This window comes from Xanthobacter pollutisoli (assembly GCF_040044995.1).
In the GTDB taxonomy this organism is placed as follows: Bacteria; Pseudomonadota; Alphaproteobacteria; order Rhizobiales; family Xanthobacteraceae; genus Xanthobacter.
The window spans coordinates 137,043-163,002 of sequence record NZ_JBDZDP010000004.1 but is presented as its reverse complement, the minus strand read 5'-3'; the positions used below and the strand labels follow the sequence as shown (position 1 = coordinate 163,002).

23 protein-coding genes and 1 other RNA gene are annotated in these 25,960 nt (G+C 68.2%); 9 read left to right on the top strand and 15 right to left on the bottom strand.

Going from position 1 to position 25,960, the window contains the following annotated elements; translation table 11 throughout:
* Positions 1-72: 72 nt before the first annotated feature.
* Complete coding sequence (locus tag ABLE93_RS11570) at positions 73-1,146, bottom strand: AbrB family protein (protein WP_348839951.1); 1,074 nt, start codon at positions 1,144-1,146, stop codon at positions 73-75.
* A complete protein-coding gene (locus ABLE93_RS11565) occupies positions 1,143-2,378 on the bottom strand; it encodes a pyridoxal phosphate-dependent aminotransferase (RefSeq protein WP_348839950.1) in 1,236 nt (411 codons plus the stop codon). The genes ABLE93_RS11570 and ABLE93_RS11565 overlap by 4 nt, the downstream gene beginning before the upstream one ends.
* A gap of 269 nt (positions 2,379-2,647) precedes the next feature.
* Between ABLE93_RS11565 and ABLE93_RS11560 the strand changes: the two genes are divergently transcribed.
* Positions 2,648-3,244, top strand: coding sequence for a malonic semialdehyde reductase (locus tag ABLE93_RS11560; RefSeq protein WP_348839949.1), 597 nt, complete (start codon positions 2,648-2,650; stop codon positions 3,242-3,244).
* Positions 3,245-3,309: 65 nt separating this feature from the next.
* On the opposite strand, the gene ABLE93_RS11555 is transcribed toward ABLE93_RS11560, so the two are convergent.
* From ABLE93_RS11555 to ABLE93_RS11520, 8 genes are all read right to left on the bottom strand, one after another.
* Positions 3,310-4,917: an ABC transporter substrate-binding protein gene (locus ABLE93_RS11555; protein ID WP_348839948.1), complete on the bottom strand. Its 1,608-nt coding sequence runs from the start codon at positions 4,915-4,917 to the stop codon at positions 3,310-3,312.
* Between the two features lie 171 nt (positions 4,918-5,088).
* Positions 5,089-6,153: a tRNA pseudouridine(55) synthase TruB gene (truB, locus tag ABLE93_RS11550; RefSeq protein ID WP_348839947.1), complete on the bottom strand. Its 1,065-nt coding sequence runs from the start codon at positions 6,151-6,153 to the stop codon at positions 5,089-5,091.
* Positions 6,150-6,581 carry a 30S ribosome-binding factor RbfA gene (gene rbfA, locus ABLE93_RS11545; protein ID WP_348839946.1) on the bottom strand — a complete coding sequence of 144 codons (432 nt, stop codon included), beginning with the start codon at positions 6,579-6,581 and terminating at the stop codon, positions 6,150-6,152. Before rbfA ends, truB begins: the two co-directional genes overlap by 4 nt.
* 266 nt (positions 6,582-6,847) lie before the next feature.
* Positions 6,848-9,979: a translation initiation factor IF-2 gene (infB, locus tag ABLE93_RS11540; RefSeq protein ID WP_348839945.1), complete on the bottom strand. Its 3,132-nt coding sequence runs from the start codon at positions 9,977-9,979 to the stop codon at positions 6,848-6,850.
* Positions 9,976-10,722, bottom strand: a complete 747-nt coding sequence (locus tag ABLE93_RS11535; protein WP_348839944.1) for an RNA-binding protein — start codon at positions 10,720-10,722, stop codon at positions 9,976-9,978. The genes infB and ABLE93_RS11535 overlap by 4 nt, the downstream gene beginning before the upstream one ends.
* A 19-nt stretch (positions 10,723-10,741) precedes the next feature.
* Positions 10,742-12,337 (bottom strand): transcription termination factor NusA, encoded by a 1,596-nt coding sequence (gene nusA / locus ABLE93_RS11530; protein WP_348839943.1) that lies wholly within the window; start codon positions 12,335-12,337, stop codon positions 10,742-10,744.
* Positions 12,337-13,212: a ribosome maturation factor RimP gene (gene rimP / locus ABLE93_RS11525; RefSeq protein WP_348839942.1), complete on the bottom strand. Its 876-nt coding sequence runs from the start codon at positions 13,210-13,212 to the stop codon at positions 12,337-12,339. The genes nusA and rimP overlap by 1 nt, the downstream gene beginning before the upstream one ends.
* A 601-nt stretch (positions 13,213-13,813) precedes the next feature.
* The gene (locus ABLE93_RS11520) at positions 13,814-14,311 is read right to left on the bottom strand and encodes a universal stress protein (RefSeq protein ID WP_348839941.1); all 498 of its coding nucleotides are present in this window, start codon (positions 14,309-14,311) and stop codon (positions 13,814-13,816) included.
* Between the two features lie 208 nt (positions 14,312-14,519).
* Here ABLE93_RS11520 and ABLE93_RS11515 point away from each other — a divergent pair, with 208 nt between their 5' ends.
* The 7 genes from ABLE93_RS11515 to ABLE93_RS11485 all read left to right on the top strand — a co-directional run bounded on the left by ABLE93_RS11515 (position 14,520) and on the right by ABLE93_RS11485 (position 20,296).
* A complete protein-coding gene (locus tag ABLE93_RS11515) occupies positions 14,520-14,957 on the top strand; it encodes a GlcG/HbpS family heme-binding protein (protein ID WP_348839940.1) in 438 nt (145 codons plus the stop codon).
* A gap of 262 nt (positions 14,958-15,219) precedes the next feature.
* On the top strand, positions 15,220-15,489 hold the full coding sequence (gene rpsO / locus ABLE93_RS11510) for a 30S ribosomal protein S15 (protein ID WP_348839939.1): 270 nt from the start codon (positions 15,220-15,222) through the stop codon (positions 15,487-15,489).
* 233 nt (positions 15,490-15,722) lie between these two features.
* Positions 15,723-17,906 (top strand): polyribonucleotide nucleotidyltransferase, encoded by a 2,184-nt coding sequence (pnp, locus tag ABLE93_RS11505; protein ID WP_348839938.1) that lies wholly within the window; start codon positions 15,723-15,725, stop codon positions 17,904-17,906.
* Positions 17,907-18,029: 123 nt separating this feature from the next.
* On the top strand, positions 18,030-18,410 hold the full coding sequence (locus ABLE93_RS11500) for an antitoxin Xre/MbcA/ParS toxin-binding domain-containing protein (protein WP_348839937.1): 381 nt from the start codon (positions 18,030-18,032) through the stop codon (positions 18,408-18,410).
* Positions 18,370-19,137 (top strand): RES family NAD+ phosphorylase, encoded by a 768-nt coding sequence (locus ABLE93_RS11495; RefSeq protein WP_348839936.1) that lies wholly within the window; start codon positions 18,370-18,372, stop codon positions 19,135-19,137. Before ABLE93_RS11500 ends, ABLE93_RS11495 begins: the two co-directional genes overlap by 41 nt.
* A 244-nt stretch (positions 19,138-19,381) precedes the next feature.
* Entirely contained in the window at positions 19,382-19,747 is a 366-nt protein-coding gene (locus ABLE93_RS11490; protein WP_348839935.1) for a 2Fe-2S iron-sulfur cluster-binding protein, read from the top strand.
* A gap of 72 nt (positions 19,748-19,819) precedes the next feature.
* On the top strand, positions 19,820-20,296 hold the full coding sequence (locus ABLE93_RS11485; RefSeq protein WP_348840099.1) for a ferritin-like domain-containing protein: 477 nt from the start codon (positions 19,820-19,822) through the stop codon (positions 20,294-20,296).
* Positions 20,297-20,321: 25 nt separating this feature from the next.
* Here the strand turns inward: ABLE93_RS11485 and ABLE93_RS11480 are convergent, their stop codons facing one another.
* From ABLE93_RS11480 to ABLE93_RS11470, 3 genes are all read right to left on the bottom strand, one after another.
* Complete coding sequence (locus tag ABLE93_RS11480; protein ID WP_348839934.1) at positions 20,322-20,642, bottom strand: YbaB/EbfC family nucleoid-associated protein; 321 nt, start codon at positions 20,640-20,642, stop codon at positions 20,322-20,324.
* 17 nt (positions 20,643-20,659) lie between these two features.
* A complete protein-coding gene (locus ABLE93_RS11475) occupies positions 20,660-22,516 on the bottom strand; it encodes a DNA polymerase III subunit gamma/tau (protein ID WP_348839933.1) in 1,857 nt (618 codons plus the stop codon).
* 159 nt (positions 22,517-22,675) lie between these two features.
* Complete coding sequence (locus tag ABLE93_RS11470) at positions 22,676-22,894, bottom strand: hypothetical protein (RefSeq protein ID WP_348839932.1); 219 nt, start codon at positions 22,892-22,894, stop codon at positions 22,676-22,678.
* Between the two features lie 818 nt (positions 22,895-23,712).
* Between ABLE93_RS11470 and ABLE93_RS11465 the strand changes: the two genes are divergently transcribed.
* Positions 23,713-24,009 (top strand): GIY-YIG nuclease family protein, encoded by a 297-nt coding sequence (locus ABLE93_RS11465; RefSeq protein ID WP_348839931.1) that lies wholly within the window; start codon positions 23,713-23,715, stop codon positions 24,007-24,009.
* Between the two features lie 704 nt (positions 24,010-24,713).
* Here ABLE93_RS11465 and ffs read toward each other — a convergent pair.
* Together ffs and ABLE93_RS11455 are read right to left on the bottom strand one after the other, a co-directional pair.
* An RNA gene (ffs, locus tag ABLE93_RS11460) (signal recognition particle sRNA small type) lies at positions 24,714-24,812 on the bottom strand.
* 88 nt (positions 24,813-24,900) lie between these two features.
* On the bottom strand, positions 24,901-25,833 hold the full coding sequence (locus tag ABLE93_RS11455) for an AbiTii domain-containing protein (protein WP_348839930.1): 933 nt from the start codon (positions 25,831-25,833) through the stop codon (positions 24,901-24,903).
* Positions 25,834-25,960 lie beyond the last annotated feature (127 nt).

Here is a 25,960-nt window from a genome sequence, read left to right as displayed (position 1 = left end):
GCTCTTGAAAATCGCCGCAGAGTGTCCGGTGGTCCGGCACGGCTCAAGGCATTCCGTAGCGGTTTCAGGACACTATCGCGTGTTGTCGGCGTCCTTTTCCCGTGCGGCCGCGAACAGGAGGCGCGCTGCCACCGGCAGGGCCACTGAAAGACCCGCGAAACGGAACAGATGGTGGGCACTCATGAAGGCCGGATCGTAGCCCAAAGCGAATCCGAGGGCCGTCATCGCCTCCAGCGCCCCCGGAGCGAAGGCGGTGATGAGCTTGCCCATGTCCTCGCCCGTGAGATAGGCCGCGAGGACGGCGAAGCCCGTGGATATGACCACAGCCACCACGAACGCGCCGAGGGCAGCGAAGAAGAAGGCGCGGATCGTCACAACCGACGTGCCGATGAAGCGCACCCCCACGCTCGCCCCCAGCACGACGAAGGCCGGAATCAGGAGGCCCTGCGGCAGCACCGCATTGGAGACGCCGGAGGCATGAAGGGCGGCGCTGCCGGCCAGCGCGCCGATGATGAGCCCGCCCGGCACCCGCACCCAGGTCGCCAGCAGGCCGGTGGCGGCGCAGACCGCGAGGAGCAGGAGGACATCGATCGCGGACGAGACGTGGGGCGGCTCGGGTACGCCGCCGCCGGCGAGGCCGAGGCCGCCGAGCACGTTGGGCAGGGCCACCACCAGCAGGAACAGGCGCAGCGCCTGGGCGAAGGCCACCTGCCTCAGATCGGCCCGGGTGTCCGCCGCCATGGCGATCACGGTGGCGAAAGCGCCCGGCGCGGACGACCAGAACGCCGTCTCGCGGCTCCAGCCGCATACGAGATGGAGAAACAGGGTGGCGCCGGCCATGGTGCCGAGCACGCTCAGGCCGAGGCACGCCATGCTGATGGGCCAGGTGCCGGCGCTGGCGAAGGTTTCCGGGGTCAGCACCGTGCCCATGGAGGCGCCGAGCACGATGAAGGCGAGGAAGCGCACCCATTCCGGCACTTCGACGCGCACGCCGGCCACGGCGAGCACGATCGCCACCACCAGCGCACCGGAAATCCAGGCCGCGGGCAACCCCATGGCCGCGAAGGCGAGGCCGCCGAGCCCGGAGGCCGCGAGGGTCCCTGCCGCGGCCGCGGCATGCGTCAGGCGGTAGACAAGGCGGCTCACGCGGTGGGCGCCCCCGCGGTGCCGTCGCGCTCCAGCCAGGAGACCAGACGCCGGCTCACCTCCGCCAATTGGGCGTCGCCCCGGGCGAAGCACAGACGCATGAAGCCCTCGCCGCCGGGGCCGAAGGCGGTGCCGGGGGCAAGCCCCACATTGGCCTCGTCCACCAGAGTGAAGCCGAGGCTACGCACGTCCTCCCGGCCGGCGATGCCGAAGAACAGATAGAAGGCGCCGGGCGGCTTCACGAGGTCCACTTTGCCGGTGCCGATCAGCGCGTCCGCCACGATGTCCCGGCCGCGGCGGGCACGGGCGATCTGCTCGGCGACGAACGCCTCGCCCTCGTCCAGCGCCGCCACGGCGCCCCGCTGCATGAAGGCGGCGACACCCGAAGTGGAATACTGGATGAGGTTCTCGATGATCTGCCCGAGGCGCGGATGCGCCTCCAGCCAGCCGATGCGCCAGCCGGTCATGGCCCAGTTCTTGGAGAAGGTCTGCACGAAGAGGATGTGGTCGTCCGCCTCCATGACGTCGTGGAAGGAGGGAGCGCGATCGGCGTGCCCGTAATAGAAGCGGCCATAGATCTCGTCGGCGATGATCCACAGTCCATGGCGGCGGGCGAGGGCGAGGACGGCTTTGAGATCATCCAGCGTCGCCACGAAGCCCGTCGGATTGGCGGGGGTGTTGAGGAAGATGGCGCGGGTGGCCGGCGTCACCGCGGCGGCGAGGCGCTCGTGGTCCAGCGCGAAGCCCTGAGGCCCATAGGCGAACGGCACATAGACCGGCCGCGCCCCGGTCTTCTGAGCGGCGGCCGCCGCATTGGGCCAGGCCGGCGAGGGGATGATGACCTCGTCGCCCGCCCCGGCCACCATGGCAAGGGCGACGTGGATGGCCTGCATGCCAGAGCCGGTCACGAAATAGCGCTCGGGATCCGGCGCGACGCCATAATGTCGTGCCATGTAGCGGGCGATGGCGGCGCGCAGCTCGGGCAGGCCGCGCTGCCACGTGTAGAAGGTCTCGCCCGCGTGGAGCGTCGCGGCGGCGGCCTCGCAGATGAAGGCGGGCGTCGGGATGTCGCCCTCGCCGGCCCATAGCGGAATCATGCCCGGCCGCGACCGCCCGTAATTCATCACCTCGACGATGCCGCTCTCCGGCAGCGTCCGCACATGGTCGCGCACCCGCTCGACATAGGGATCCTCCGCCGCGGGCGGGACGAGGGGCAGGGCGGAGACTGTCATGGCGGACCCACGGATGGACACTGCGCCCGACCGCAGCCGGGCCCGTGGCGCCGACTTATAGAGGCTCGGCCGCGCGGAGGGGACATCAAATGCGGTGGCGGCGCGATCACGCTTGCTGATGAGTCCGACATCTTCCCGAGGGTCATTGCAGCAGTGCAAGCGAAGCTTGCGAAGCCGGAGCGTTGCCGCCCCTGCCAAGGAGGCCCACCTCCCAGCTATTCAGGTCCTCATCGCACGCCCGTGCCCCTTTTCCCAACAGGAAGCCCCGAATGTCCCACCTTCCCGTCATCGACCAGGCCGCTGTCGATCGCCTCTTTCTCGCCGCGCGCACGCAGAACGGCTGGACCGACGCGCCGGTGAGCGAGGCCGAGATCCACGCGCTCTACGACCTGGTGAAATACGGTCCGACTTCGGCCAACACGCAGCCGGCGCGGTACGTCTTCCTGACCACGCCCGAGGCCAAGGAACGCCTGCGTCCGGCCCTCCCCGAGAGCAACCACAAGATCCTGGCCGCCCCGGTGGTCGCCATCATCGGATACGCCCTGGACTTCTACGACAAGATCCCCGAGCTCTTCCCGCACTACCCGCAGTTCCGCGATCTGTTCGTGAACAACCCGGGCATGGTCGAGCCTCACGCCTTCCGCAATTCTTCCCTCCAGGGCGCCTATCTCATCCTCGCTGCCCGCGCTTTGGGCCTCGACGTTGGCCCCATCTCCGGCTTCGACGCGGCGAAGGTGGATGCCGAATTCTTCCCCGGCGGAACCACCAAGACCAATTTCATCGCCGCCATCGGCCATGGCGACGCCGCCAAGGTGATGCCCCGCCTGCCTCGTCTCGCCTTCGAGGACGCCGCCCAGATCATCTGAGACCTCGACCAAAAAGCAGAAGGGGCGCCCCCCGGGGCGCCCCTTCGCACGTCGGCAGCGTCGGCTCAGTTGGGGCCGATGGTGGTCAGGTCCTGGAACCAGTGCTGGGCCTGCACGAAGCTCTTCACCTTCGGGGAAAGCGCGTGCGGGTTCACGTCGTGCACCACCCACACCAGCACGGCGTCGTCGACCACCTGCTGGTGCACCTGGGCGAGAAGCGCGTCCTGCTTGGCGGTATCGAAGGTGCGCTTCGCCTCGTCGATCAGGGCGTCGACCTTGGGGTTGGAATAGAAGCCCCAGTTCACGCCCACCGGCGCCACCTGCCGCGAATCGAAGAAGCGGATGAGGGCGTAGAGGGGGTCGGACGTGACATAGGCGATGTTGTTCGAGGTGATGCCCTCGTTCATCGGGTCCTTCGCACCCTTGCGCCAGGCGGTGTAGAGCGCCTCGAGCTCCACCACCTTGAACTCCACGTCGATGCCGATCTCCTTGAAGCTCGCCTGCAGGAACTCGTTCATGGGCAGGGAGAGCATCTGGCCGGTGCCGCCGGCGGCGATGATGAAGGTGGTCTTGAGCGGCTTCTCCTTGGAATAGCCCGCCTCCTGCACCAGCTTCTTCGCGGCCTCCGGGTCATACTTCAGGTCGAAGGTGGGCTTGCCGAACCACGGGCTGGTCTTGTCGACCTGGCCCTTGGCGGGCTGGGCGAGGCCGTTCATCAGCTCCACCACGCCGTCGCGATCCACCGCGAGGTTCAGCGCCTTGCGCAGGCGCACGTCGGTCCAGGGCGAGCCGGGCAGCACCGAGAGGTGGTAGTTCCAGACGTGGGGGGTGATGTTGGTGACGAGCTTCATACCGGCCGACTTCAGCTGCGGCACGGCGTCGGGCGCTGGGGTCTCGATCAGGTCCACCTGCCCGGCGAGCAGCGCGTTGGTGCGTGTCAGCGCTTCCGGCATGGGGATGAGGATCATCCGGTCGGTCTTGGGCAGGCGCGACTTGTCCCAGTAGTCGGAGTTCTTCACCAGCTCCAGCCGCTCGCGCGGCACCAGCTTCTCCTGCTTGAAGGGACCAGTGCCTGACGGGCTCTGGGCGAACTTGTCCCAGTCCTTGCCAAGCTTCTCGTACTGTGCCGGGCTCGACACCAGGAACCACAGCATCTGGTAAGGGAAGAAGGAGTCCACGTCCTTGGTGGTGATCTCCACCGTCATGTCGTCCACCTTGCGCCAGGAGGCGACGGACGGCAGGCGGGTCTTCACCTGGGCGGACTGGCGCTTGTCGAAGTGCGGGGCCTTCTCGTCGAGCACCTTGTCGAGGTTCCACACCACTGCATCGGCATTGAAGTCGGAACCGTCGTGGAATTTGACGCCCTTGCGCAGGGTGAACAGCCACTTCTTCGGATCAGCGGGATCCACCTTCCACTCGGTGGCGAGGCCGGGCACCAGCTTGCCGGGCCGGTCGGCCACGTTCATCTCCCAGGCGACCAGCGGGTCATACAGGGTGTAGCCGGTGAATTGATAGGCACCTGCTCCCCGATCGGGCTGTCCCGTGGTCTGGGGAATATCGGCCATGGAGATGCCGTAGCGGATCACGCTTTCGGCGCTGGCCGGCGCGGTGGCAGCGATGGCACCGAGAACAGCGGCGGCAAGCGTGGTTCGTAGCGCCGGGAAACGCAGCATGAATGGTCCTTCCGTGAAAGCCCCCACGGACGGAACGCAAGAGATATGCCGTATACTTCGCTTTGCGGGAAAGCTGTCGCCGCCGTTTGAGGCGGCGTGTGCCGGAGACCCGCCGCCGCGGCGCGGCGAGCTCCCTGTTTACCGGCCGCCGCGGCGCGGCGAGCTCCCTGTTTACCGGCCGCCGCGGCGCGGCGGCTTGGTAGCCGGCTTGCCCCAATTGAAGACGCGGTGCGGGAACACCTCGCCGCCCTCGCCGTCGCCGATGGCGATGAGCGCGCCCTGGCAGAAGACCGCGGCATGGCCCTCCACAATGGGCGCGTCGCGGCCGCGCAGGATGATGCTCTGGCCGCAGCGCAGGCGGTGGGCATCCTGGGGCGTGACGGTGATCTGCGGGATTTCCTCGAGCGCCAGCGCCACCGGATCGAGGGCGTCCATGAGCGCCTCCTCGCCGGCATCGGCGCGCTCGCGCAGTTCGTCGAGCGGCACCAGATCCTCTTCCGGGAAGGGACCGACGCAGGCGCGGCGCAGGGTGGAGACGTGCCCGCGCGCGCCCAACATGCGGCCGAGGTCGCGCGCGATGGCGCGCACATAGGTGCCCTTGCCGCACTCGGCCTCCAGCACCGCATGGTCGGCGTCCGGCCGCTCGACCAGGTCGATGCGGAAGATGGTGACCGGACGGGCCTCCAGCACCACCTCCTCGCCGTCGCGGGCGAGGTCGTAGGCGCGCTCGCCGCCGATCTTCAGCGCCGAATAGGCCGGCGGAACCTGCATGATCTCGCCGCGGAAGGCATCTAGCGCCACCACGATCTCCGCATCGGATGGGCGCTCGTCGGAGGTCGCCACCGGCTTGCCCTCGGCGTCGTCGGTGTCGGTCTCGATACCGAAGCGCACGGTGAAGCGATAGGTCTTGCGGCCGTCCATGACGTAAGGAACGGTCTTCGTCGCCTCGCCGAAGGCGATGGGCAGGCAGCCGGATGCCAGCGGATCGAGGGTGCCGGCGTGGCCGGCCTTCTTCGCCCCGAAAATGCGCTTCACCACCGCCACGGCCTGCGTGGAGGTCATGCCGGTGGGCTTGTCCAGCAGCACCCAGCCGTCGAGGTCGCGCTTCGGCAGGCGCGGGCGGTTGTCCTGCTCGCGGGTGACGCGGGGCGTGCGGCCGTTCGCCGGGGCGGCGCCGTCCTTCACGTCGGCGGCCGGTGGGTCGAGCGGAGCGGCGGAAGCGGCTGGGACGGTCATTCGGGGTCGTTCTCTTCTGCAATGTCGTCGGAAGGCGGCGCGTCGAGGTCGCGCGCGACGATGGGAGAGCGCAGCAGCGCATCCATGCGGGCCCCCTCGTCGAACGAGGTGTCTTCGCGGAAGCGCAGCTCGGGCACGCTCTTCAGCTCCACCCGGCGGGCCACCTCGGTCCGCAGGGCGCGGCGGTTGGCATCCAGCGCCTTGAGCACGGGTGCGAGATCCTTGCCGCCGAGGGGCATAACGTAGCAGGTGGCGATCTTCAGATCGGGCGACATGCGCACCTCGGGCACGGTGATGATGTGCGCCGAGAGCACCGGATCGTTGACGTCGCCGCGCTGGAGAACATCGGCAACGGCATGGCGGACGAGTTCGCCCACGCGCAGCATGCGCTGGGAGGGGCCGCCCCCCGTGCGGGTATCAGGTCTCATGGTCTTTTGGGCCTTGCTCGGCGTCGCCGCGGTGCCGCGGACGCCTTCTCCTCGATTTGGAGCGGACGGGCTTGGACCGTGCCGCTCCGGTGGGACGGGTCGCGGGCCCCGTGCCACCGGAGCTTCCGACATGGGCGGAAGCGCACGGGGCGGGGCCGGATGGGGACGCGGGGCCGTTTTGCGACGGCCCCCGGCATCCGCCCGGAACGCTCTCCCAGCCACAAGCCTTTTTAAAAGGCGGAGTGAGACAGGCGTCCCGGCTCAGGTCACAGCGAGCGCTGGATCACCTCGACGCGGTAGCACTCGATCACGTCACCGGCGCGCATGTCCTGGTAGTTCTCGAAGGACATGCCGCAATCCTGGCCGGCGTGGACGGTGTTCACCGCATCCTTGAAGCGGTTCAGCGTCGCGAGCTTGCCTTCGTGGATCACCACGTTGTCGCGGATGAGGCGGACGTGCTGGCCGCGTTCCACGATGCCGTCGGTGACCTGGCAGCCGGCCACCTTGCCCACCTTGGAGACCAGGAAGATCTCCTTGATGAGGGCATTGCCCAGCATGGTCTCGCGGTTGATGGGGGCGAGCAGGCCGCTCATCGCCTTCTTCACGTCATCCACGAGGTCGTAGATGATGTTGTAGTAGCGGATCTCGATGCCCTGCCGCTCGGCCGCGTCGCGCGCTTCCTTGTTGGCGCGCACGTTGAAGGCGATGATCGCGGCGCCGGAGGTTTCCGCCAGCGTCACGTCGCTCTCGTTGATGCCGCCCGCGCCGGAATGGATGATGCGAGCCTGGACCTCGTCGTTGCCGACCTTTTCCAGAGCGCCGATGATCGCTTCCACCGAGCCCGACACGTCGCCCTTGATGATGAGGGGGAATTCCTTCCGCCCCGAAGCCTTCACCTGGCTCATCATCTGCTCCAGAGAGCCGCGGATGGTGGCGGAACGGGCCGCTGCCTTCTCGCGCTTCTGGCGCTGGCGATAGTCGGTGATCTCGCGGGCGCGGGCCTCGTTTTCCACCACGGCGAGGCGGTCGCCCGCCTCCGGAGTGCCGTTGAAGCCCAGCACCTCCACCGGGAAGGACGGGCCGGCCGCGTCCACATTGGCGCCGGTATCGGAGATGAGGGCGCGCACGCGGCCCCATTCGGCACCAGCCACAACGATGTCACCCACGTGCATGGTGCCGCGCTGGACGAGGACGGTGGCTACGGGGCCACGGCCGCGATCGAGCTTGGCTTCCACCACGGTGCCTTCCGCGGCACGGTCGGGATTGGCGCGCAGGTCGAGCAGTTCCGACTGGAGCGCAATGGCTTCGAGCAGCCTGTCGAGGTTGAGGTGCTCCTTGGCGGAGACCTCCACCTCAAGCGTCTCGCCGCCCATGCTTTCCACCTGCACTTCGTGCTGGAGCAGCTCGGAGCGCACGCGCTCCGGCTTAGCGCCGGGCTTGTCGATCTTGTTGATCGCCACGATCAGCGGCACCTTGGCGGCGCGCGCGTGGTTGATGGCCTCCACCGTCTGCGGCATCACGCCGTCGTCCGCCGCCACCACCAGCACCACGATGTCCGTCACCTTGGCGCCGCGGGCGCGCATGGCGGTGAAGGCGGCGTGACCGGGAGTGTCGATGAAGGTGATCTTCGAGCCCGAGGGCGCGGTCACCTGATAGGCGCCGATGTGCTGGGTGATGCCGCCAGCCTCGCCGGACACCACGTTGGCCTTGCGGATGGCGTCCAGCAGCGAGGTCTTGCCGTGGTCGACGTGGCCCATGATGGTCACGACGGCGGGACGCGGCAGCAGGGTCTCGGGGGCGTCGGGCGTGTCGAACAGGCCCTCTTCCACGTCCGATTCCGAGACACGGCGCACGGTGTGGCCCAATTCCTCAGCGATCAGCTCGGCCGTGTCGGCGTCGATCACGTCGGTGATCTTCACCATCTGGCCCTGCTTCATCAGCATGCGGATCACGTCCACGGCCCGCTCCGACATGCGGTTGGCGAGTTCCTGGATGGTGATGGTCTCGGGCAGGATCACCTCGCGGGCGATCTTTTCCTTGCTCTCCTGCTGCCGGTGGCCGGTCATGCGCTGGGTACGGCGGCGGAACGAGGCCACCGAGCGCTGCCGTTCCTCCTCGCCCGACAAAGCGGTGACGAGGGTGAGACGGCCGCGCTGCTTTTCCTGGCCGGCGGGCGCGCGGGGCACCTTGACCGGGGCGACGGGACGCGCGCCCGGCGTGCGGCGCACGGCACCGCCACGGCGCTCCTCCTCCTCGGCCTCGGCGCCGGCGGCGGTGCCGGCGGGTCGGGGCGTCAGGGGGCGCGCGGTGGTGGCGCCCGCAGGGGTGCCAGCGGGACGCGAGCCCTGCTCCTCGCCGCCGAAGCGCTTGCGCGCCTCCTGCTCGGCGCGGCGCTTGCTCTCGTCCTCCTGGGCGCGGCGGGTCTCCTCTTCACGCTTGCGCGCTTCGGCGGCCTCTCGCTCGGCGCGCTCCACCCGGTCACGCTCGGCGCGGCGGCGGGCTTCCTCCTCCGCGGCGCGGCGCTCGTCGGCCATGCGCCGCTCTTCCACTTCGCGGACGCGGGCATCGGCCAGAGCGCTGGCGCGGGCGTTGCGCTCTTCCTCGGTGAGGGTGCGCAGGACCACGCCGGAGCCGCCGGGACGCTGCTGGTTGCCGGGACGGGACGGACCGCCCGAACCGGGACGGCGATCGCGCTCGGCGCCGGGCCCGCCGCTGCGCGGCGGCTGGCCGGGACGGGCGGGGGCGCCGGGACGCGACGAGGCCTGACCGGCGGAGCCGGGGCGCGAGGCGGCGGACGCGCCGGGGCGCGGACCATCGGCGGGGCGCGGGCCGGCTGCTGCGGGGCGGGAGGATGCCGCAGGCGCGGCGGGCGCCGCCGGAGCCTTGGGCGCTGCCGGGGCCGCAGCGGCGGCCGGGGCCGGCGTGGCGGGAGCGGGGCTCGCAGGGGCTGGCGCCGGCTCAACCGGAGCCTTCGCCTCGACGGGCGCTGGCTCGGGAGCCTTGACGGGAGCCGGAGCCTTGACCTCGGCCGGCGCGGCAGCCGGCGGAGCTGCGGGAGCGGAAGGAGCGGATGGCGCAGGCGCGGCGGGGGCGGGCGCGGCGGGAGCCGCAGCCGGGGCCGCCGGGGCCCTGGCCTGCACCGGCGCGGCCGCCGGAGCGGGCGCAGCCGGGCGCGGCGCGGCAGGCGCAGCCGGGGCTGCAGCCGGCGCCGCAGCGGCGTGGCCTGCTTCACCTGGGGCGATGACGCGGCGCTTCACCTTCTCCACCACCACCGCCTTGGAGCGGCCGTGGCTGAAGCTCTGGCGCACCGTCCCCTGCTCCACCGGGCGCTTCAGCGTGAGCGTCTTGCCGGGGGCGGGATGCAGCGTCTTGTCGCCTGGGGTCTTCGTATCGTTCATTCCGTATCCGTTCCTTGCATCCGGCCGGGGACATGCGGGAGGTCCTTGCCCTGCCCAAGATCTTCGGCCTGCCCGGGTCCCTCACCTTCGGACACACCTGTCCGCCAGCGGGAGAGCCTATGGCAGCGTCCGAGAAATCCTTGGGCCGTCGGATGCGCGAGCAGCGCCGCATGTACCACATTTGACCGCCCCAACGCCAAGTCCAATTCGATGCCTGGAAAGCAATCGACCACGGCCGCGGCTCGGATACCGGCGGCCTCCACCTGACGTGCGAGGGCATTCAGCTTGCGCACCCCGTCCGGGCGCGCGTCTTGGGCGTGCAGGAGCACCTGCACGTCTCCGGCGGCAAGTGCCGCCTCGACCTTGGTATGGCCCGTCACCACCTTGCCCGCCTTGTTGGCGAGGGAGAGGGCGGCGAGGGTGTCCTTGTAGATGAGCGTGTCGATGAGATCGGCAAGGCCAGGCGCGGTCGCGCCCTTGCCCTTGAAGGCGCGGCCGAAGGCCTTCTTCTTCAGCGCCGTCTCGAAATCGGCCCGTGTGGCGCTGACCCAGGCGCCGCGGCCGGGCAGCCTACGAGCGAGGTCCGGGACGATCTGGCCGTCCGGCCCCACCACGAAGCGCAGCATCTGCGAGACCGGAGTGACCCGCCGCGTGGCGAGGCAAAGGCGTGACAGGGGCGCCCGCGCCGAGCCAAGGCTCCGCGGTCCCCCATCCGTCTCGTCCTCGTCCATGGTTGCGAGCACCCCGGGTCATCTCCTTGTCTCAGGCTTCGTCGGCGGGGGCGTCTTCGGCCTCCACCTCGGGCGCATCGGCCTCGATCCAGCCAGCGGCGACGCGCGCCTGCATGATGAGCGCCTCGGCGTCCTCGCGGGAGAACTCGAAGCCGTCCAGCGCGCCGGCATGGCGAATGGTCTCGCCGTCCTTGCGCTCGGTCCAGCCGGTGAGGTCGTCCGTGGCGCAGCCGGCGAGGTCCTCCACGTTCTTGATGTCGTTTTCGCCGAAGGCCACCAGCATCTTGGAGGTGACGCCCGGCACGTCCTTCAGATCGTCCTCGACACCCAGTTCCGTGCGGCGGGCGTCCAGCGCCTCCTCCACCTCGGCGAGGTGCTTGAGCGCGCGGGCCTGGAGCTCGGTGGCGGTGTCCTCGTCGAACCCTTCGATGGAGGCGAGCTCGGAGATGGGCACGTAGGCGATCTCCTCCACCGAGGTGAAGCCCTCGGAGGTGAGCAGCTGGCCCATCATCTCGTCGAGATCGAGGGCTTCGGCGAACATCTTGGTGCGCTCGGCGAATTCCTTCTGGCGCCGCTCGCTTTCCTCCTGCTCGGTCATGATGTCGATGTCCCAGCCGGTGAGCTGGGTGGCGAGGCGCACGTTCTGGCCGCGGCGGCCGATGGCCAGCGACAGCTGGGCGTCGGGAACAACCACCTCGATGCGCTCGCGTTCCTCGTCGAGCACCACCTTCACCACCTCGGCGGGGGCCAGGGCATTGACGATGAAGGTCGCGATGTCCGGGTTCCAGGGGATGATGTCGATCTTCTCGCCCTGGAGCTCGTTCACCACCGCCTGGACGCGCGAGCCGCGCATGCCGACGCAGGCGCCGACCGGATCCACCGACGAGTCGCGGGAGATGACCGCGATCTTCGCGCGCGAGCCGGGATCGCGGGCCACCGCCTTGATCTCGACGATGCCGTCGTAGATCTCCGGCACTTCCTGGGCGAACAGCTTCGCCATGAACTGCGGATGGGTGCGCGAGAGGAAGATCTGCGGGCCGCGGGGCTCGCGGCGCACGTCGTAGATATAGGCGCGGATGCGGTCGCCGGTCTTCACCGTCTCGCGCGGCAGGAGTTCGTCGCGACGCAGGATGCCCTCGCCGCGGCCGAGGTCCACCACCACGTTGCCGTACTCGACACGCTTGACGAGGCCGTTCACCACATCGCCGATGCGGTCCTTGTATTCGTCATACTGCCGGTCGCGCTCGGCCTCGCGCACCTTCTGCACGATGACCTGCTTGGCCGACTGCGCGGCAATGCGGCCGAAGTCGAAGGGGGGCAGGGTGTCGGCGATGGTGTCGCCCACCTGCGCCGCAGGATTGTGGCGGCGGGCGCCGTCCAGCGTGATCTCGGTGGCGGTGTTTTCCACCTCGTCCACCACCAGCAGGTGGCGGGCGAGCCGGAGCTCGCCGGTGCGCGGGTTGATGTCCGCGTGGATGTCCGTCTCCTGGCCGTAGCGCGAGCGCGCGGCCTTGGCGATGGCGTCTTCCATGGCGGCGATGACAATGCCGCGATCAATGGACTTTTCCCGCGCGACCGCGTCGGCGATCTGCAGGAGTTCCAGCCGGTTTGCGCTGACGGCAACCATCAGTGCTTCTCCTTCACGCTGCTGGCGTTGGCCGAGAAGCCGGCTGTTTCCAGGCCGGCCTTCTTCTTGGCGTTGGATTTCTTGGCATCGGGCTTCTTGCCCGCAACCTTGCTTTTCTTGGCCTTCTTGCCGGCGACCTTGCCGGTCGCGGCCTTGTTGGCCACGCCCCGGTACTTGGTCGCTGCGGGCGCCTCGGCCAGATCGCCCGGCTCGAACGTATCGTCCGCCTCCAGCGGATCGACATCCGGATCGATGACGCCGTCGGCGTCCGCGCCGAACGCCTCGTCGATCTCGTCGTCAACGTCTTGGCCCGCAGCCTTGGCGGCGCGCAGGGCTTCGCGGATCAAGGCATCGGTCAGGACGAGGCGGGCATCGTGGATGTCGGAGAGCGGCAGGCGGACGGTGGGCTCCTCGTCGGCGCGGGCATCGAGGCGGCGCACCACCGCTTCATCGCCTTCGGCGCCCACGAGCAGGCCGCGGAAGCGCTTGCGCCCGTCCACGGGCACGGCCATCTCGACCTTCACCTCATGCCCGGCCCAGCGCACGAAATCGGACAGCCGCACCAGCGGCCGGTCGATACCGGGCGAGGACATTTCGAGGCGATAGGCGCTGGAAATGGGATCTTCCACGTCGAGCACCGGCGAGAGGGCGCGGGACGCAGCCTCGCAATCGTCGATGCTCATGGTGCCGTCGGGACGCTCGGCCATGATCTGCACCGTACCGCCATCGCGGTTCGTCACCTTCACCCGCACCAGGCGATAACCCAGGCCCGCGAGCACGCCGGAAGCGATGGCGGCCACGCGGGCGGCCACCCCGGTCTCGGTGATGAGGCGCGGCTCGTTCGGATCGTCGAGCACGGCTTTGGTCTCGGTCATGTCCCTCCGGGGACGGTTCGTCCGCAAAATTCGTCTGTCCGGCCGGGCGCGGCGGTTCGGCACCGGCGCCCGGATGTTCGTCTGGCCTCGCATCGGCGGCGCAGCCCCCGGAAGGTCGAGGCGAACCCCGGTCAGCAGAACCCGGGTAAGCAGAAAAGGAGCGGGTCCCGGCTGGGGCCCACTCTCATCACCTTCGACTGCGATGGCGCTGAGGCATCCCCATGGGGGACGGCGCTAATATAGACGGAAATGCCAGCCGCGCAAGCACCGGCTCGCGCGCGGGATCGCGCTGGATGTGGACGGCAAGGATCCGCGCCCTGCCCCGCGCGCGCCGACGTGCCGCAATTGCGCCGCACGGGCGGTGTTCAAGGCCGCCCCCCCGCGGCGGCCGGGCCTGCGCGGCGCACCGGCATCCTCGTAGGCCCTGCCGCGCCGGTGGCGACAGCTGGACAGCCGGCCGGGCCCAGTGCCTCGCGCCGGGCTAAGGGTGGCCTTCGCATTTCGAACCGCCGCCCCGGATGAGGATCATGTCCTCGCGTTCATCGTCCGGGCCGCGCGACCGCCGGGACGGACCAGCTCCGTCCCGGCGGTGAACCGCGGATCACGCCATGGCGTCGAGATCAGCGTCGGTGAGCGCCCCGGGCACGATGGTGACGGGAATGGGAAAGCGCGCGGCGTGGGCCCCGGCGAGGGACGTGACGAGCGGCCCCGGGCCTTCTTTTCCCGTGCCGGCCGCGAGCACCAGGATGGCGATGTCCCGGTCCTCATGGATCAAAGCGGCGATGGCCTCGGCCTTGGTCCCCTCGCGGATGACGCACTCCGGGGTCACACCCGCCACCTGCCGGGCGCGGGCGGTATATTTGGCGAGCCGCGCCTCCATCTCCTCATGGGCCTCGGCGCGCATCAGGTCGGCGACGCCGAGCCATTGCTGGTTCACGCCCTCCAGCTCCAGCACGCCGAGCATGACCACGCCGCCTTCGGTGCCGGCGGCCCGGCGGGCGGCATAATAGACCGCACGGTCGCATTCGGGCGTGTCGTCCACCACCACCAGGAACTTGCGGCGATGGCCGGGCTCGCGGCTCTGTCGCGTGGGAATCATGCGGCCTGCACTCCAGGTCGGGGCGGGCCATGGTGGCACGGGGAGCACCGGCGGCGGGAGGGGGAATTTCGGGCTCGGGCGTGGCCGCGCGCGGCAGGTGGGCGGGTGTTGGGCGGACGGTGGTTCGCAATCCCGCGCGCTTGAGCTAAGGGAGGACGCAGGGATGCGGCGCCCGTGCGCCGCCGGGCAGACCCAGGGGAGAACAGGCGTGTCCGAACTCAAGCTCGACCAGGCTCAGACCATCGTCGCGGCCGCGCTCGGCCATGCGCACGCCGCCGGCATGAATCCGCTTGCGGTGTGCGTGCTCGACTCGCGCGGCGCCCCCAAGGCCCTCGCGGCGGAGGACGGCAGCAGCCTCAATCGCACCGATATCGCGATGGGCAAGGCCAAGGGCGCGCTTGCGCTGGGCATGGGCTCGCGCTCCTTGTTCAAGCGGGCGAAGGACCAGCCTTTCTTCATTGCCGCGGTCACATCCACCGTCGGCGGCGCGCTCATCCCGGTGCCGGGGGGCGTCCTCATCCGTACCGGCGACGGCCAGGTGATCGGCGCCGTCGGCGTCTCCGGCGACACCTCGGACAATGATGAAGCGTGCGCCGTCGCCGGCATCACCGCCGCGGGCTACGTTCCGGACCCGGGCTCGGACTGAACCTCGCCCCCGGAGGCGGCGAAACATTCCGCTGGTTCCACGCAGAAAAATGTCTATAGTCCGCGCCGCGGACGGTGCCTTGCGGCGCCGCGTTCGCTGCTGGAGACGGCAGAAAACGGCATGGCGGCCCCGGGCCGCGCCGCGCAAGACCTCGACCGTGCTGGACGACATCCCGGCCCGGCCGAGGGGAGACCCAACGTCCTGTGCCGTCATCGGCACGCGGGCAACGGGCTCCACCCACTCTCGTTGAAAGGATGGACCGATGTCGATCACTGCGGAGCGCAAGCAGGCGCTCATCAAGGACTATGGTGCCAAGGACGGCGACACGGGCTCGCCCGAGGTGCAGGTGGCGATCCTCACCGAGCGGATCGTGAACCTCACCGAGCACTTCAAGTCCCACAACAAGGACAACCACTCGCGCCGCGGGCTGCTCAAGCTCGTCTCGCAGCGCCGCAGCCTCCTCGACTATCTGAAGAAGAAGGACGAGGGCCGCTACAAGTCCCTCATCGAGCGTCTCGGCATCCGCCGGTGACGTTCCCTCCGGCGCCGGCTCGGGAACAGCCGGCGCCGCGCGCTTGTGCTTAAGGCAAGCGCAGTGCGCAGCGGGCATGGGGCCTGCTGCGGGTCGGCGAATGGAAAAGAGCCATGGCAGGATCGCCGGACGCTACCGTCGGAGCCCCCGTATGAGGGATCGGCTCCGTGCGGCGCGTCCGGCCGTCTTGCTCATGGCTCGTTTCGTTCGCGCCTGAACTGAAAGAGCAAGACATGTTCGACATCCACCGCGAAGAGCTGGACTGGGGCGGAACCACCCTCACTCTGGAAACGGGCAAGATGGCCCGCCAGGCCGACGGCTCCGTGCTCGCCACCTACGGCGACACCAAGGTGCTGGCCACCGTCGTCTCCGCCCGCGAGGCGAAGCCCGGCCAGGACTTCTTCCCCCTGACCGTGAACTACCAGGAAAAGACCTACGCAGCCGGCCGCATCCCCGGCGGCTACTTCAAGCGCGAAGGCCGTCCGAGCGAGAAGGAGACGCTGGTCTCCCGCCTCATCGACCGCCCCATCCGCCCGCTCTTCCCCGACGGCTACAAGTGCGAGACCCAGGTCGTCGTCACCGTCCTGGCGCATGATCTCGAGAACGATCCCGACGTCGTCGCCATGGTCGCCGCCTCGGCCGCTTTGACCCTCTCCGGCGTGCCCTTCATGGGCCCGGTGGGCGCCGCCCGCGTCGGCTTCATCGACAATGAATATGTGCTCAACCCCACCGTCGACGAGGTGAAGGAGAGCGCGCTCGACCTCGTGGTCGCCGGCACGGGCGACGCGGTGCTCATGGTGGAATCGGAAGCCAAGGAGCTGCCCGAGGAGATCATGCTCGGCGCGGTGATGTTCGGCCACCGCCACTTCCAGCCGGTGATCGAGGCCATCATCAAGCTGGCCGAGAAGGCCGCCAAGGAGCCGCGCAACTTCCAGCCGGCCGACGTCTCCGAGATCGAATCCAAAGTCCGCGAGATCGCCGAGCACGATCTGCGCGAGGCCTACAAGATCAAGCAGAAGCAGGACCGCTACGCCGCCGTCGGCGCTGCCAAGGCCAAGGTGAAGAAGTATTACGAGGAGCTCGCCATCGGCGGCACCTCCGTGCCGAACCCGCAGGTGGTCTCCGAGGTGTTCAAGGCGCTCGAAGCCAAGATCGTGCGCTGGAACATCCTCGACGACGGCATCCGCATCGACGGCCGCGACGTGCGCACCGTGCGCCCCATCGTGTCCGAGGTCGGCATCCTGCCGCGCGCCCACGGCTCGGCCCTGTTCACCCGCGGCGAGACGCAGGCCCTGGTGGTTGCCACCCTCGGCACCGGCGAGGACGAGCAGTTCATCGACAGCCTGGAGGGCACCTACAAGGAGCACTTCCTGCTGCACTACAACTTCCCGCCCTTCTCCGTGGGCGAGACCGGCCGGATGGGCTCCCCCGGCCGCCGCGAGATCGGCCACGGCAAGCTCGCCTGGCGCGCCATCCACCCCATGCTGCCGGCCAAGCACGAGTTCCCCTACACCCTGCGCGTGGTGTCGGAGATCCTCGAGTCCAACGGCTCGTCCTCCATGGCCACCGTCTGCGGCTCCTCGCTGGCGCTGATGGATGCGGGCGTGCCGCTGCGCCGCCCGGTGGCGGGCATCGCCATGGGCCTCATCCTGGAGGGTGAGAAGTTCGCCGTGCTCTCCGACATCCTCGGCGACGAGGACCATCTCGGCGACATGGACTTCAAGGTGGCCGGCACGGAGCAGGGCGTGACCTCGCTCCAGATGGACATCAAGATCGCCGGCATCACCGAGGAGATCATGAAGGTCGCCCTCACCCAGGCGAAGGACGGCCGCGTCCACATCCTTGGCGAGATGGCGAAGGCCATCACCACCGCCCGCGCCGAGCTGGGCGAGCATGCTCCGCGCATCGAGGTGATGAAGATCGCCGTGGACAAGATCCGCGAAGTGATCGGCTCCGGCGGCAAGGTGATCCGCGAGATCGTCGAGAAGACCGGCGCCAAGATCAACATCGAGGACGACGGCACCATCAAGATCGCCTCCGCCTCGGGCGACGCCATCAAGGCCGCCATCAACTGGATCAAGTCCATCGCTTCCGAGCCGGAAGTGGGCCAGATCTATGAGGGCACGGTGGTGAAGGTGGTGGACTTCGGCGCCTTCGTGAACTTCTTCGGGTCCAAGGACGGCCTCGTCCACGTCTCGCAGATGGCCAACGAGCGCGTCGCCCGTCCCTCCGATGTGGTCAAGGAAGGCGACAAGGTCAAGGTCAAGCTCATGGGCTTCGACGAGCGCGGCAAGACCCGCCTCTCCATGAAGGTGGTGGACCAGACCACCGGCGAGGACCTGGAAGCGAAGGCCAAGGCCGAGCGCGAGGCTCTGCGCACCGGCGGCTCCGAAGGCGAGGCCGGTGCGGCGGAGTGATCGCTCCCACCCCGGCTAGAGTTGAAAGGGCGGCCTCGCGGCCGCCCTTTTTATTTCTGCCAAGAGGATTTCCATCGTAATTTTTTCGTGCAATTATTTCTCATGGAACGATCGGAGACCAGAATGCGCATGGCCGAGCCTCTCGCATCGGCCGCCAGCCAAGGCGCCGTCGTCACAAAGGCGGTTCTTCGGGCTGCCGAGCGGCTCGCCGTCAGCGCCGCGACGCTCGCCGCCATCATCGGCCTCAGCCCCGCCTCGCTCACACGCATGAAGAAAGGCGAGTTTACGCTGGAGGCCGGCACCAAGCCGTTCGAGCTCGCCATCCTGTTCGTGCGCCTGTTCCGTTCGCTTGATGCCATCGCCGGCGGCGACGAGCGCATCGCCCGCGCCTGGCTCACCAATCCCAACACGGCGCTCGACGCGACGCCCCTCGACAAGATCCGCACCATTCCGGGACTGATGGATGTCATCGCCTACCTGGACGCCCGACGCGCTCTCCTGTGAGGCGCGCCCCTACGCCGGGCGCTGCTGGCGGCTGGTGGAGGCGCAGCACCTGACCTCGACCTTCAAGCTCGTGGACAGCGTGGGTGAGCAGGCGCTGCTGGAAGACCTCATCGAGGCCACCAAGCCACCCTTGCCCGCGGAGTGCCGGCACCTCGACTATCTGCTCTTCACCCCGTTCCGCTACGAGCCGCCCTATCCCCACGGCTCCCGCTTCCGTCGCGCCGGCCGCACGGCCGGGGTCTATTACGCCTCCGAGCAACCCGAGACGGCGCTGGCCGAGCTTGCCTTCTACCGGCTGCTGTTCTTCGCCGAATCCCCTGCCACCCCCTGGCCGCGCGGCGCCGGGCAATACACCGCCTTCGCCGCAGACGTGGCAAGCGAGCGCCTTCTCGATCTCACCGCGGCGCCCCTGTCGCGCGACGCCGCCCTTTGGACGGACCTTGTGAACTATGCGCCCTGCCAGCAGCTCGCCGACGTGGCGCGGGCGGCGGCGCTGGAGATCATCCGTTATCGCTCCGTGCGCGACGTCTCGGGCGGGGCGAACCTCGCGGTTCTGACCTGCACCGCCTTCACCGCGCCCGCACCGGTGGAGCGGCGCACCTTCCACCTCCTGATCGGTGAAACCGGCGTCACCGCAGTGTGCGAGGCGCCGCGCCTGACCCTCACCTTCGGCCAGGACGCCTTCGCGGCCGACCCTCGCCTCACCGGCATGCGCTGGCAGCGCTGATCCCGGCCGCGCGTGGATCGCCTCACGCCCAGGCGATCGGCACAGTCACGCCAGAGCTCAGGAATGATTCTAATTAAAATGACCTGCATCAAGGCAGGCCAGCGCCAAGCATTTTAGCAAGTGCCGCGCGTCATCCCAGCGATGCGCCGAATTTGACGCGACCTATTCTTGCAGCCCACCGTCAAGTCATCCTGGTACCGTATTTTCTTGGCGACGATTGAACCTCCGGCGATTGGACACATCCATGCCCATCATTACTTTCCGGTCGACGACGACCAGGGACAAGCGCGCCTACGCAACCTCCGGCGACACCTCGACCATTCTGACGGTCGCCCAGGCAGCGGGCGTGAAGATCCCGTTCGAATGCCAGGAAGGCGAATGCGGCTCCTGCCTGATCCGGGTTGAGTATGTGGACGGCAAGCCGCGCATGGCCATTTCGCTCACCGAGCGGGAAAAGATGAAGCTCAAGGAACTCGGAAAGATCACCGAGGAGCAGATCAAGGACGCGGAAGTCAACGACATCGCCCCGCCCTATCGCCTTGCCTGCCAGTTCATCGCCCGCGAGGAAGAAGTCATCATCCATTACGAGCACTGCCCCGCCGAAGCCTGACGCGGATCGCCAGATCCATTCGGCCGGCGCGGAACAGTCGCGCCGGCGTTTCCGCAGCCGGAGGGCATGACCGTGAAGACCGTCGAAGAGTTCCTCGCCTACGCCGTCAAGCTCGAGGAAGAGGCCGCCCTGCGCTTCGGTGAATTGGCCGACGTCATGCAGACCTGCGGCAATGGCGATGTCGCCAGACTTTTCCGCCGCCTGTCGGACTATTCCCGCCTCCACCTCGCCGATGCGCGCGCCCGCGCGAGCTTTCGCGACATGCCGCAGATGTCGGCGAGGGAATATGTCTGGCCCGACCTCGAAAGCCCGGAAACCGCGGGCATCTGGGCCGCCGATCCGATGATCGGTCGCGGCCAGGCGCTGGAAATCGCCCGCGATGCGGAGGAGGCCAGCCTCAATTACTATCGCGGCGTGTTCGAGAGCACCCAGGACCCTGAGATCCGGGTGCTGGCGAAGGAGTTCCTCGAGGAGGAATCCGAGCACGTCCGCGAAATCAACAAATGGATCGCCGCCCACACGGAAGGTCGCCGCCTCCCCGTCGATTGATGCGGGCGGGCGCCACGCGGCCCCCTCAGAAGAGGTTCAGCCCCGGCGGCAGGGCCAGCCCGCCGGTGAGCGACTTCATCTTGTCTTGCATCACCCGCTCGGCCTTGGACCGCGCATCTGCGAGGGCGGCGACGATGAGATCTTCGACGATCTCGGCCTCCTCCGGTTTCATCAGCGAAGGGTCGATGCGCACGGCCTTGCACTCGCCTTTGGCGGTGACGCGCACGCTGACAAGACCGCCGCCGGCGGCGCCGTCGACCTCGATGGTCTCCAGCTCCGCCTGCATCTGCTGCATGCGCTCCTGAAGTTCCTTGGCCTGCTTCATCATCCCCATCAGGTCGCGCATCGCGCAGCTCCTTTGACCTAGTACTCGATCTCGTCGTCACGACCCGGGCCGGCCATCAGGTCCTCCTCGGAGGGGGCGAGGCCCTCGTCGGCGGGGGCTTCGGCGCGGGTACGCACGTCCACCACCTCGGCGCCGGGAAAGCGGGCCAGGACGGCGGCCACCAACGGGTGGGCCTTGATGCCCTCCTCCCGTTCGGCCTTCACCGCGGCGTTCTCCTCCGCCAGCGTGGGTCCGCCGGACTGGGAAGAAACCGAGACCAGCCAACGCTTTCCGGTCCAGTCGGACAGCTTGCGCGAGAGGTCCTGGATGAGGCTGCCGGGGGCGCCGGGCACCAGCGCCACCTCGATCCGCCCCTCCTCCACATGAACGGGACGGAGCTGGGTCTCGATGCCGTGCTTCAGAGCGAGGTCGCGGCGGGTGGCGGCGAGGGCGGCGACGTCGCCGAGGGTCGCGAGGCGCGGCCCATCCACCGCAGCCAACGCCTTGGGTTCGCTCACCATTTCCGGCCGCGGCGCGGACGGGCGGGGGGCGAGGGAGAGGCGGGGGCCGCCGCCGGAGGGAGGTGGGGCCGCAGGCGGGGGCGACGGAGCGGAGGGGGCGGCGGGCGGCTGGTCCTTCAGGCGCCGCAGGGCCTCGTCGGGGGTGGGCAGATCCGCGGCATAAGCGAGGCGCACCAGCACCATCTCGGCCGCCTGGGCGGGCTTAGGGGCTTGCTGGACCTCGGTAATTCCCTTCACCAGCATCTGCCACGCCCGCGCCAGGACGCGCATGGACAGGCCCTGCGCAAACTCCAGTCCGCGCACCCGCTCGGCCTCCACCAGGGAGGCGTCCTCGGCCGCGTCGGGGACGATCTTCAATCGGGTGACAAGGTGGGTGAAATCGGCCATGTCGGTGAGAATCACCCCCGGTTCGGCACCGGAATCGTACTGATCGCGGAATTCGGTCAGGGCGCGGGCGATCTCGCCCTTCATGACCGCCTCGAACAGGTCGATGACGCGCCCCTTGTCGGCGAGGCCGAGGAGGCGGCGGACCTCCTCCGCGGTCACCGCGCCGCCGCCGTGGGCGATGGCCTGGTCGAGGAGGGAGAGGCTGTCGCGCACCGAGCCCTCGGCGGCACGGGCGACGATGGAGAGGGCCTCGCCCTCGATGGTCACCCCCTCGCGCGCGCAGATGCCGGAGAGGTGGGCGGCCAGCGTGCCCGCCTCCACGCGGCGCAGGTCGAAGCGCTGGCAGCGGGACAGCACGGTGACGGGCACCTTGCGGATCTCGGTGGTGGCGAAGATGAACTTCACATGCTCCGGCGGCTCTTCCAGCGTCTTCAGGAGGCCGTTGAAGGCCGCCGTGGAGAGCATGTGCACTTCGTCGATGATGTAGACCTTGTAGCGCGCCATCACCGGGCGATAGCGGGCGCTCTCGATGATCTCGCGGATGTCGTTGATGGAGGTGTTGGACGCCGCGTCCATCTCCATCACGTCCACATGGCGGGATTCGATGATGTCGCGGCAGTGCCTGCCCATCGCCGACAGGTCGAGGCTGGGGCCCCCGGGGGCGCCGTCGGCGGGTTCGTAGTTGAGCGCGCGGGCGAGGATGCGGGCGGTGGTGGTCTTGCCCACCCCGCGCACGCCGGTGAGGATATAGGCCTGCGCGATGCGCCCGGAGGCGAAGGCGTTCCTCAGGGTGCGGACCATGGCCTCCTGGCCGATGAGGTCCGCGAAATTCTGCGGCCGGTATTTGCGCGCCAGCACGCGATAGGCGGCGGCGGGCTCTGCCGCGGGCTCGGGCGGAGGGGGCGACGCTGCGGGCGGCAGGCCGAGGTCGAGGCCCGGACCTTCGTCCGCCGCCTTGTCCTCCTCGGTGCGCTGGTCCTCGCTCATCGTGCCGCCTTCGGGACTGCTGCGGCCCCACCCCTGCGGGACCTCACCCATACATAGCATCGCCCGCGGCAAGGTCGATGGGCGCGCCGGGAAATCCCCCGGCGCCGGCGCAGGCGTGCCCGCTCACGGGCGCGGTCGGGTGTGCGCGCCGAGCGCGGATCAGGTCTTGGGCTTGGCCGCGTCGGCCGGCACGCGGATGCAGACGTAGCGGCGATAGCCCTGCTCCACTGCCTCCTTGTGCTTGGCATCGAGCTTGGCCGGCACGTTCTTGGCGATGGCCGCCTTGCAGGCGTCCTCGGTGGGATAGGAGCTGTCGCGGTTCACCACCGCTTCCGGCTTGACGAGGGAGGATAGGACGAGAACGACGACGACCCACATGGTGGCCTCCTTGGATGGGCTCGCTCTCCTATCGCGCGATCCGCACCGGATTGCGACGGGACCGCGGCGCTTTCTGGCGGGGGCGGTTTGGGGGACAGAGGAGGCGGCGGCAGTGCTCGCCCTCTCCACCCCACACGGCCGTCATGCTCCGGCTTGACCGGAGCATCCATGCCTCCGTCGAGGGCAGGCGCCCGTCGGCACCATGGGCCCTCCAGTCAAGCCGGAGGGCGACGGCTGGAGGCAAGGCGACGGGCGGAAGCGATCGCGCGAACAAAAGCGCCCACCCCACCCCAAAACCACCGTCATGCTCCGGCTTGACCGGAGCATCCATGCCTCCACCCGAAGCCGACGCCCGGCGGGACCATGGGCCCTCCGGTCAAGCCGGAGGGCGACGGCGGGAGGCAAGGAGACAGGCGAAAGCGATCGCGCGGACAAAAGCGCCCACCCCATTCCAAAACACCGTCATGCTCCGGCTTGACCGGAGCATCCATGCCTCCACCCGAAGCCGGCGCCCGGCGGGACCATGGGCCCACCGGTCAAGCCGGAGGGCGACGGCGGGAGGCAAGGAGACAGGCGGAAGCGATCGCGCGGACAAAAGCGCCCACCCCACCCCGCCCCGCCTCACACCGCCGTCATGCTCCGGCTTGACCGGAGCATCCATCCCTCCACCTGAAGCTGACGGACGGCGGCACCATGGGCCCTCCGGTCAAGCCGGAGGGCGACGGGCGCGAAGACGGAGACAGTGAAGGCCACACCCGAAGCGCTGGCAACCGGGCACCGTCCTGTGCAATCTACCCGCACCACGGCGGAGCCTGAGCATGGAGCGGCGCTACTTCGTCTATCTCCTCGCCAGCAAGCCGCGCGGAACGCTCTATGTGGGCGTGACGAACCACCTGACGCGCCGGGTGTTCGAGCATCGGCTGGGCGCCGGGGAGGGCTTCACCAGCCGCTACCAGGTGCATCGCCTCGTCTGGTTCGAGATCCACGCGACCGCCATGGCCGCCATCCAGCGCGAGAAGCGCCTGAAGGCGTGGCTGCGGCAGTGGAAGATCGATCTGGTGGAAAAGGACAATCCCGAATGGCGCGATCTCTTCGACGAGATCGCCCTCGGCTGAGGGGCGGCTCTTTCCACCCCACACCACCGTCATGCTCCGGCTCGACCGGAGCATCCATGCCTCCGCCTGAGGCCGGCACCGGGCGGCACCTTGGGCCCTCCGGTCAAGCCGGAGGGCGACGGCGGGAAGTAAGGAGACGGCGGGAGAAGGAATGCCGGCGGCGGGGAGGACGAGACGGGCGCAAGCGAGCGCGCAGTCAAAGGCGCCCGTCCGCATCCCGCCCCACCCCCACACCACCGTCATGCTCCGGCTCGACCGGAGCATCCATGCCTCCGCCTGAAGCCGGCACCGGGCGGCACCATGGGCCCTCCGGTCAAGCCGGAGGGCGACGGTGGGAGGGAAGGAGACGGCGGGAGAAGAGGGCAGGCGGCGGGGAGGACGTGACGGGCGGAAGCGAGCGCGCAGTCAAAGGCGCGCGTCCCCAGCCCGCCCCAACGCACTCCACCCCAATCAGCCGTCATGCTCCGGCTTGACCGGAGCATCCATGCCTCCGCCTGAAGCCGGTGCCGGGCGGCACCATGGGCCCTCCGGTCAAGCCGGAGGGCGACGGCGGGAAGGAAGCAGACGGCGGGAGGGAAGGAGACGGCGGGAAGAAGAGGGCGACGGGCGGAGGAAAGCGGGGCGCAACCCCACACAGCCGTCATTCTCCGGCTTGACCGGATCATCCATCGGGGGCGGCGGTCAGGAGGTGCGTGGGGAAAAGGGGTGGGAGGCTGGACGAAGACCCGAGACCGGGCTCGTTGGGGCTGCTTCCTTCCGGACCTGACCCGGTTGGCGAGTGGCTCGTCCACCGCCAACCTCCCACGCGCTATATGGCAGGGGGAGGGGTGGGATGCAAGGGGGAGGGGGGATGCGTCAGGGCATCAACCGTCAAACGGGTACCCTCACAAGCTATTTAAGGCCGTAGTATCTTAGCGCCACTTCCGTCAAAATCTTGGAGGCAACATCGACCCCGATCTTCCATGTTCCGTCTATTGCTTTCGAGATATTGTCCTTCATCCAACTTTTTGATTTGGGGCCGAAGGGTGCGGCCTTATCCAGTGGCTGACCATCAGCAGCTAGCGCTTGAGCGAACGCAGCCGCATCGCCATGGGGAAGCCCATTTTCAGAAAGCTCGCGAACCACGTCCGACACGCTGCCCGAAGCGACATTGAGATTTATGCTAGCCCCATCGCCACTATTGTTTATCGAAGTATAATTCCCATACACAACTTGGTTTGTTATATTAGACACTTTTTCACCCCCCTTCAGAATATTACTATTTTTTACGCTCTCAACATCAACCTCTACCGAATCAGGAATTTCTTTTTCAATTTTCAAAGTCAGTTCGAGAACGCGACTTCTTACCGCATTCTGAATATCGACCAGCGCGGCAACCGACAGGCGACCCGACACATTATTACATGCATAATCTTCGTAGACTTTACCCTGAAGAAGCAATATCAAATTTGATGAGTTAATGTGTAAATTTTCGCCCTTATTCTTCGCCGAACCAACAAGAGCCTCAATAGAGGATAAACTTTGCCTAATTCTGTAATTTATCCATTGCTCTCCAGCAAATTTAGCTATTAGGTAGCTCGGTATTGGTGCATTCCTAATGCCAGATCCGAATGGTCCGCTAAAATCTCCTACATACTCAACAGAAACCTGTCTGTAAGAAGGAACCTCAACGTTTGACGGGTAGCCCTCCGCTTCGTGCTTAACCCATTCTTCAAGCGCAATACTACCTAATTGGGCGGCCAGAAAGCGCAGCCGAAGAAGGACAGGGCCCAGATCATCGCTGCCGCTCAACAGTGATTTTTGAATGTCACGCAACAAGCTCATGCTAGGTGCTCAAGTGGGTAGGGCAACGCCGTAGACTATGAGGCGATTCGATTTTCGCAGCCACCCAAGAGTTGCACCCAGTCCCCGATAACCCCCTTTCCACCTCCCCCCTCATACCGCTCACCCC

Excerpts from the sequence above, each read along its gene's own strand:
- ABLE93_RS11565 (WP_348839950.1), bottom strand. The coding sequence starts at position 2,378 with ATGACAGTCTCCGCCCTGCCCCTCGTCCCGCCCGCGGCGGAGGATCCC.
- ABLE93_RS11560 (WP_348839949.1), top strand. The coding sequence starts at position 2,648 with ATGTCCCACCTTCCCGTCATCGACCAGGCCGCTGTCGATCGCCTCTTT.
- ABLE93_RS11555 (WP_348839948.1), bottom strand. The coding sequence starts at position 4,917 with ATGCTGCGTTTCCCGGCGCTACGAACCACGCTTGCCGCCGCTGTTCTC.
- truB (WP_348839947.1), bottom strand. The coding sequence starts at position 6,153 with ATGACCGTCCCAGCCGCTTCCGCCGCTCCGCTCGACCCACCGGCCGCC.
- rbfA (WP_348839946.1), bottom strand. The coding sequence starts at position 6,581 with ATGAGACCTGATACCCGCACGGGGGGCGGCCCCTCCCAGCGCATGCTG.
- infB (WP_348839945.1), bottom strand. The coding sequence starts at position 9,979 with ATGAACGATACGAAGACCCCAGGCGACAAGACGCTGCATCCCGCCCCC.
- nusA (WP_348839943.1), bottom strand. The coding sequence starts at position 12,337 with ATGGTTGCCGTCAGCGCAAACCGGCTGGAACTCCTGCAGATCGCCGAC.
- rimP (WP_348839942.1), bottom strand. The coding sequence starts at position 13,212 with ATGACCGAGACCAAAGCCGTGCTCGACGATCCGAACGAGCCGCGCCTC.
- ABLE93_RS11520 (WP_348839941.1), bottom strand. The coding sequence starts at position 14,311 with ATGATTCCCACGCGACAGAGCCGCGAGCCCGGCCATCGCCGCAAGTTC.
- rpsO (WP_348839939.1), top strand. The coding sequence starts at position 15,220 with ATGTCGATCACTGCGGAGCGCAAGCAGGCGCTCATCAAGGACTATGGT.
- pnp (WP_348839938.1), top strand. The coding sequence starts at position 15,723 with ATGTTCGACATCCACCGCGAAGAGCTGGACTGGGGCGGAACCACCCTC.
- ABLE93_RS11500 (WP_348839937.1), top strand. The coding sequence starts at position 18,030 with ATGCGCATGGCCGAGCCTCTCGCATCGGCCGCCAGCCAAGGCGCCGTC.
- ABLE93_RS11495 (WP_348839936.1), top strand. The coding sequence starts at position 18,370 with ATGTCATCGCCTACCTGGACGCCCGACGCGCTCTCCTGTGAGGCGCGC.
- ABLE93_RS11490 (WP_348839935.1), top strand. The coding sequence starts at position 19,382 with ATGCCCATCATTACTTTCCGGTCGACGACGACCAGGGACAAGCGCGCC.
- ABLE93_RS11480 (WP_348839934.1), bottom strand. The coding sequence starts at position 20,642 with ATGCGCGACCTGATGGGGATGATGAAGCAGGCCAAGGAACTTCAGGAG.
- ABLE93_RS11475 (WP_348839933.1), bottom strand. The coding sequence starts at position 22,516 with ATGAGCGAGGACCAGCGCACCGAGGAGGACAAGGCGGCGGACGAAGGT.
- ABLE93_RS11470 (WP_348839932.1), bottom strand. The coding sequence starts at position 22,894 with ATGTGGGTCGTCGTCGTTCTCGTCCTATCCTCCCTCGTCAAGCCGGAA.
- ABLE93_RS11465 (WP_348839931.1), top strand. The coding sequence starts at position 23,713 with ATGGAGCGGCGCTACTTCGTCTATCTCCTCGCCAGCAAGCCGCGCGGA.
- ABLE93_RS11455 (WP_348839930.1), bottom strand. The coding sequence starts at position 25,833 with ATGAGCTTGTTGCGTGACATTCAAAAATCACTGTTGAGCGGCAGCGAT.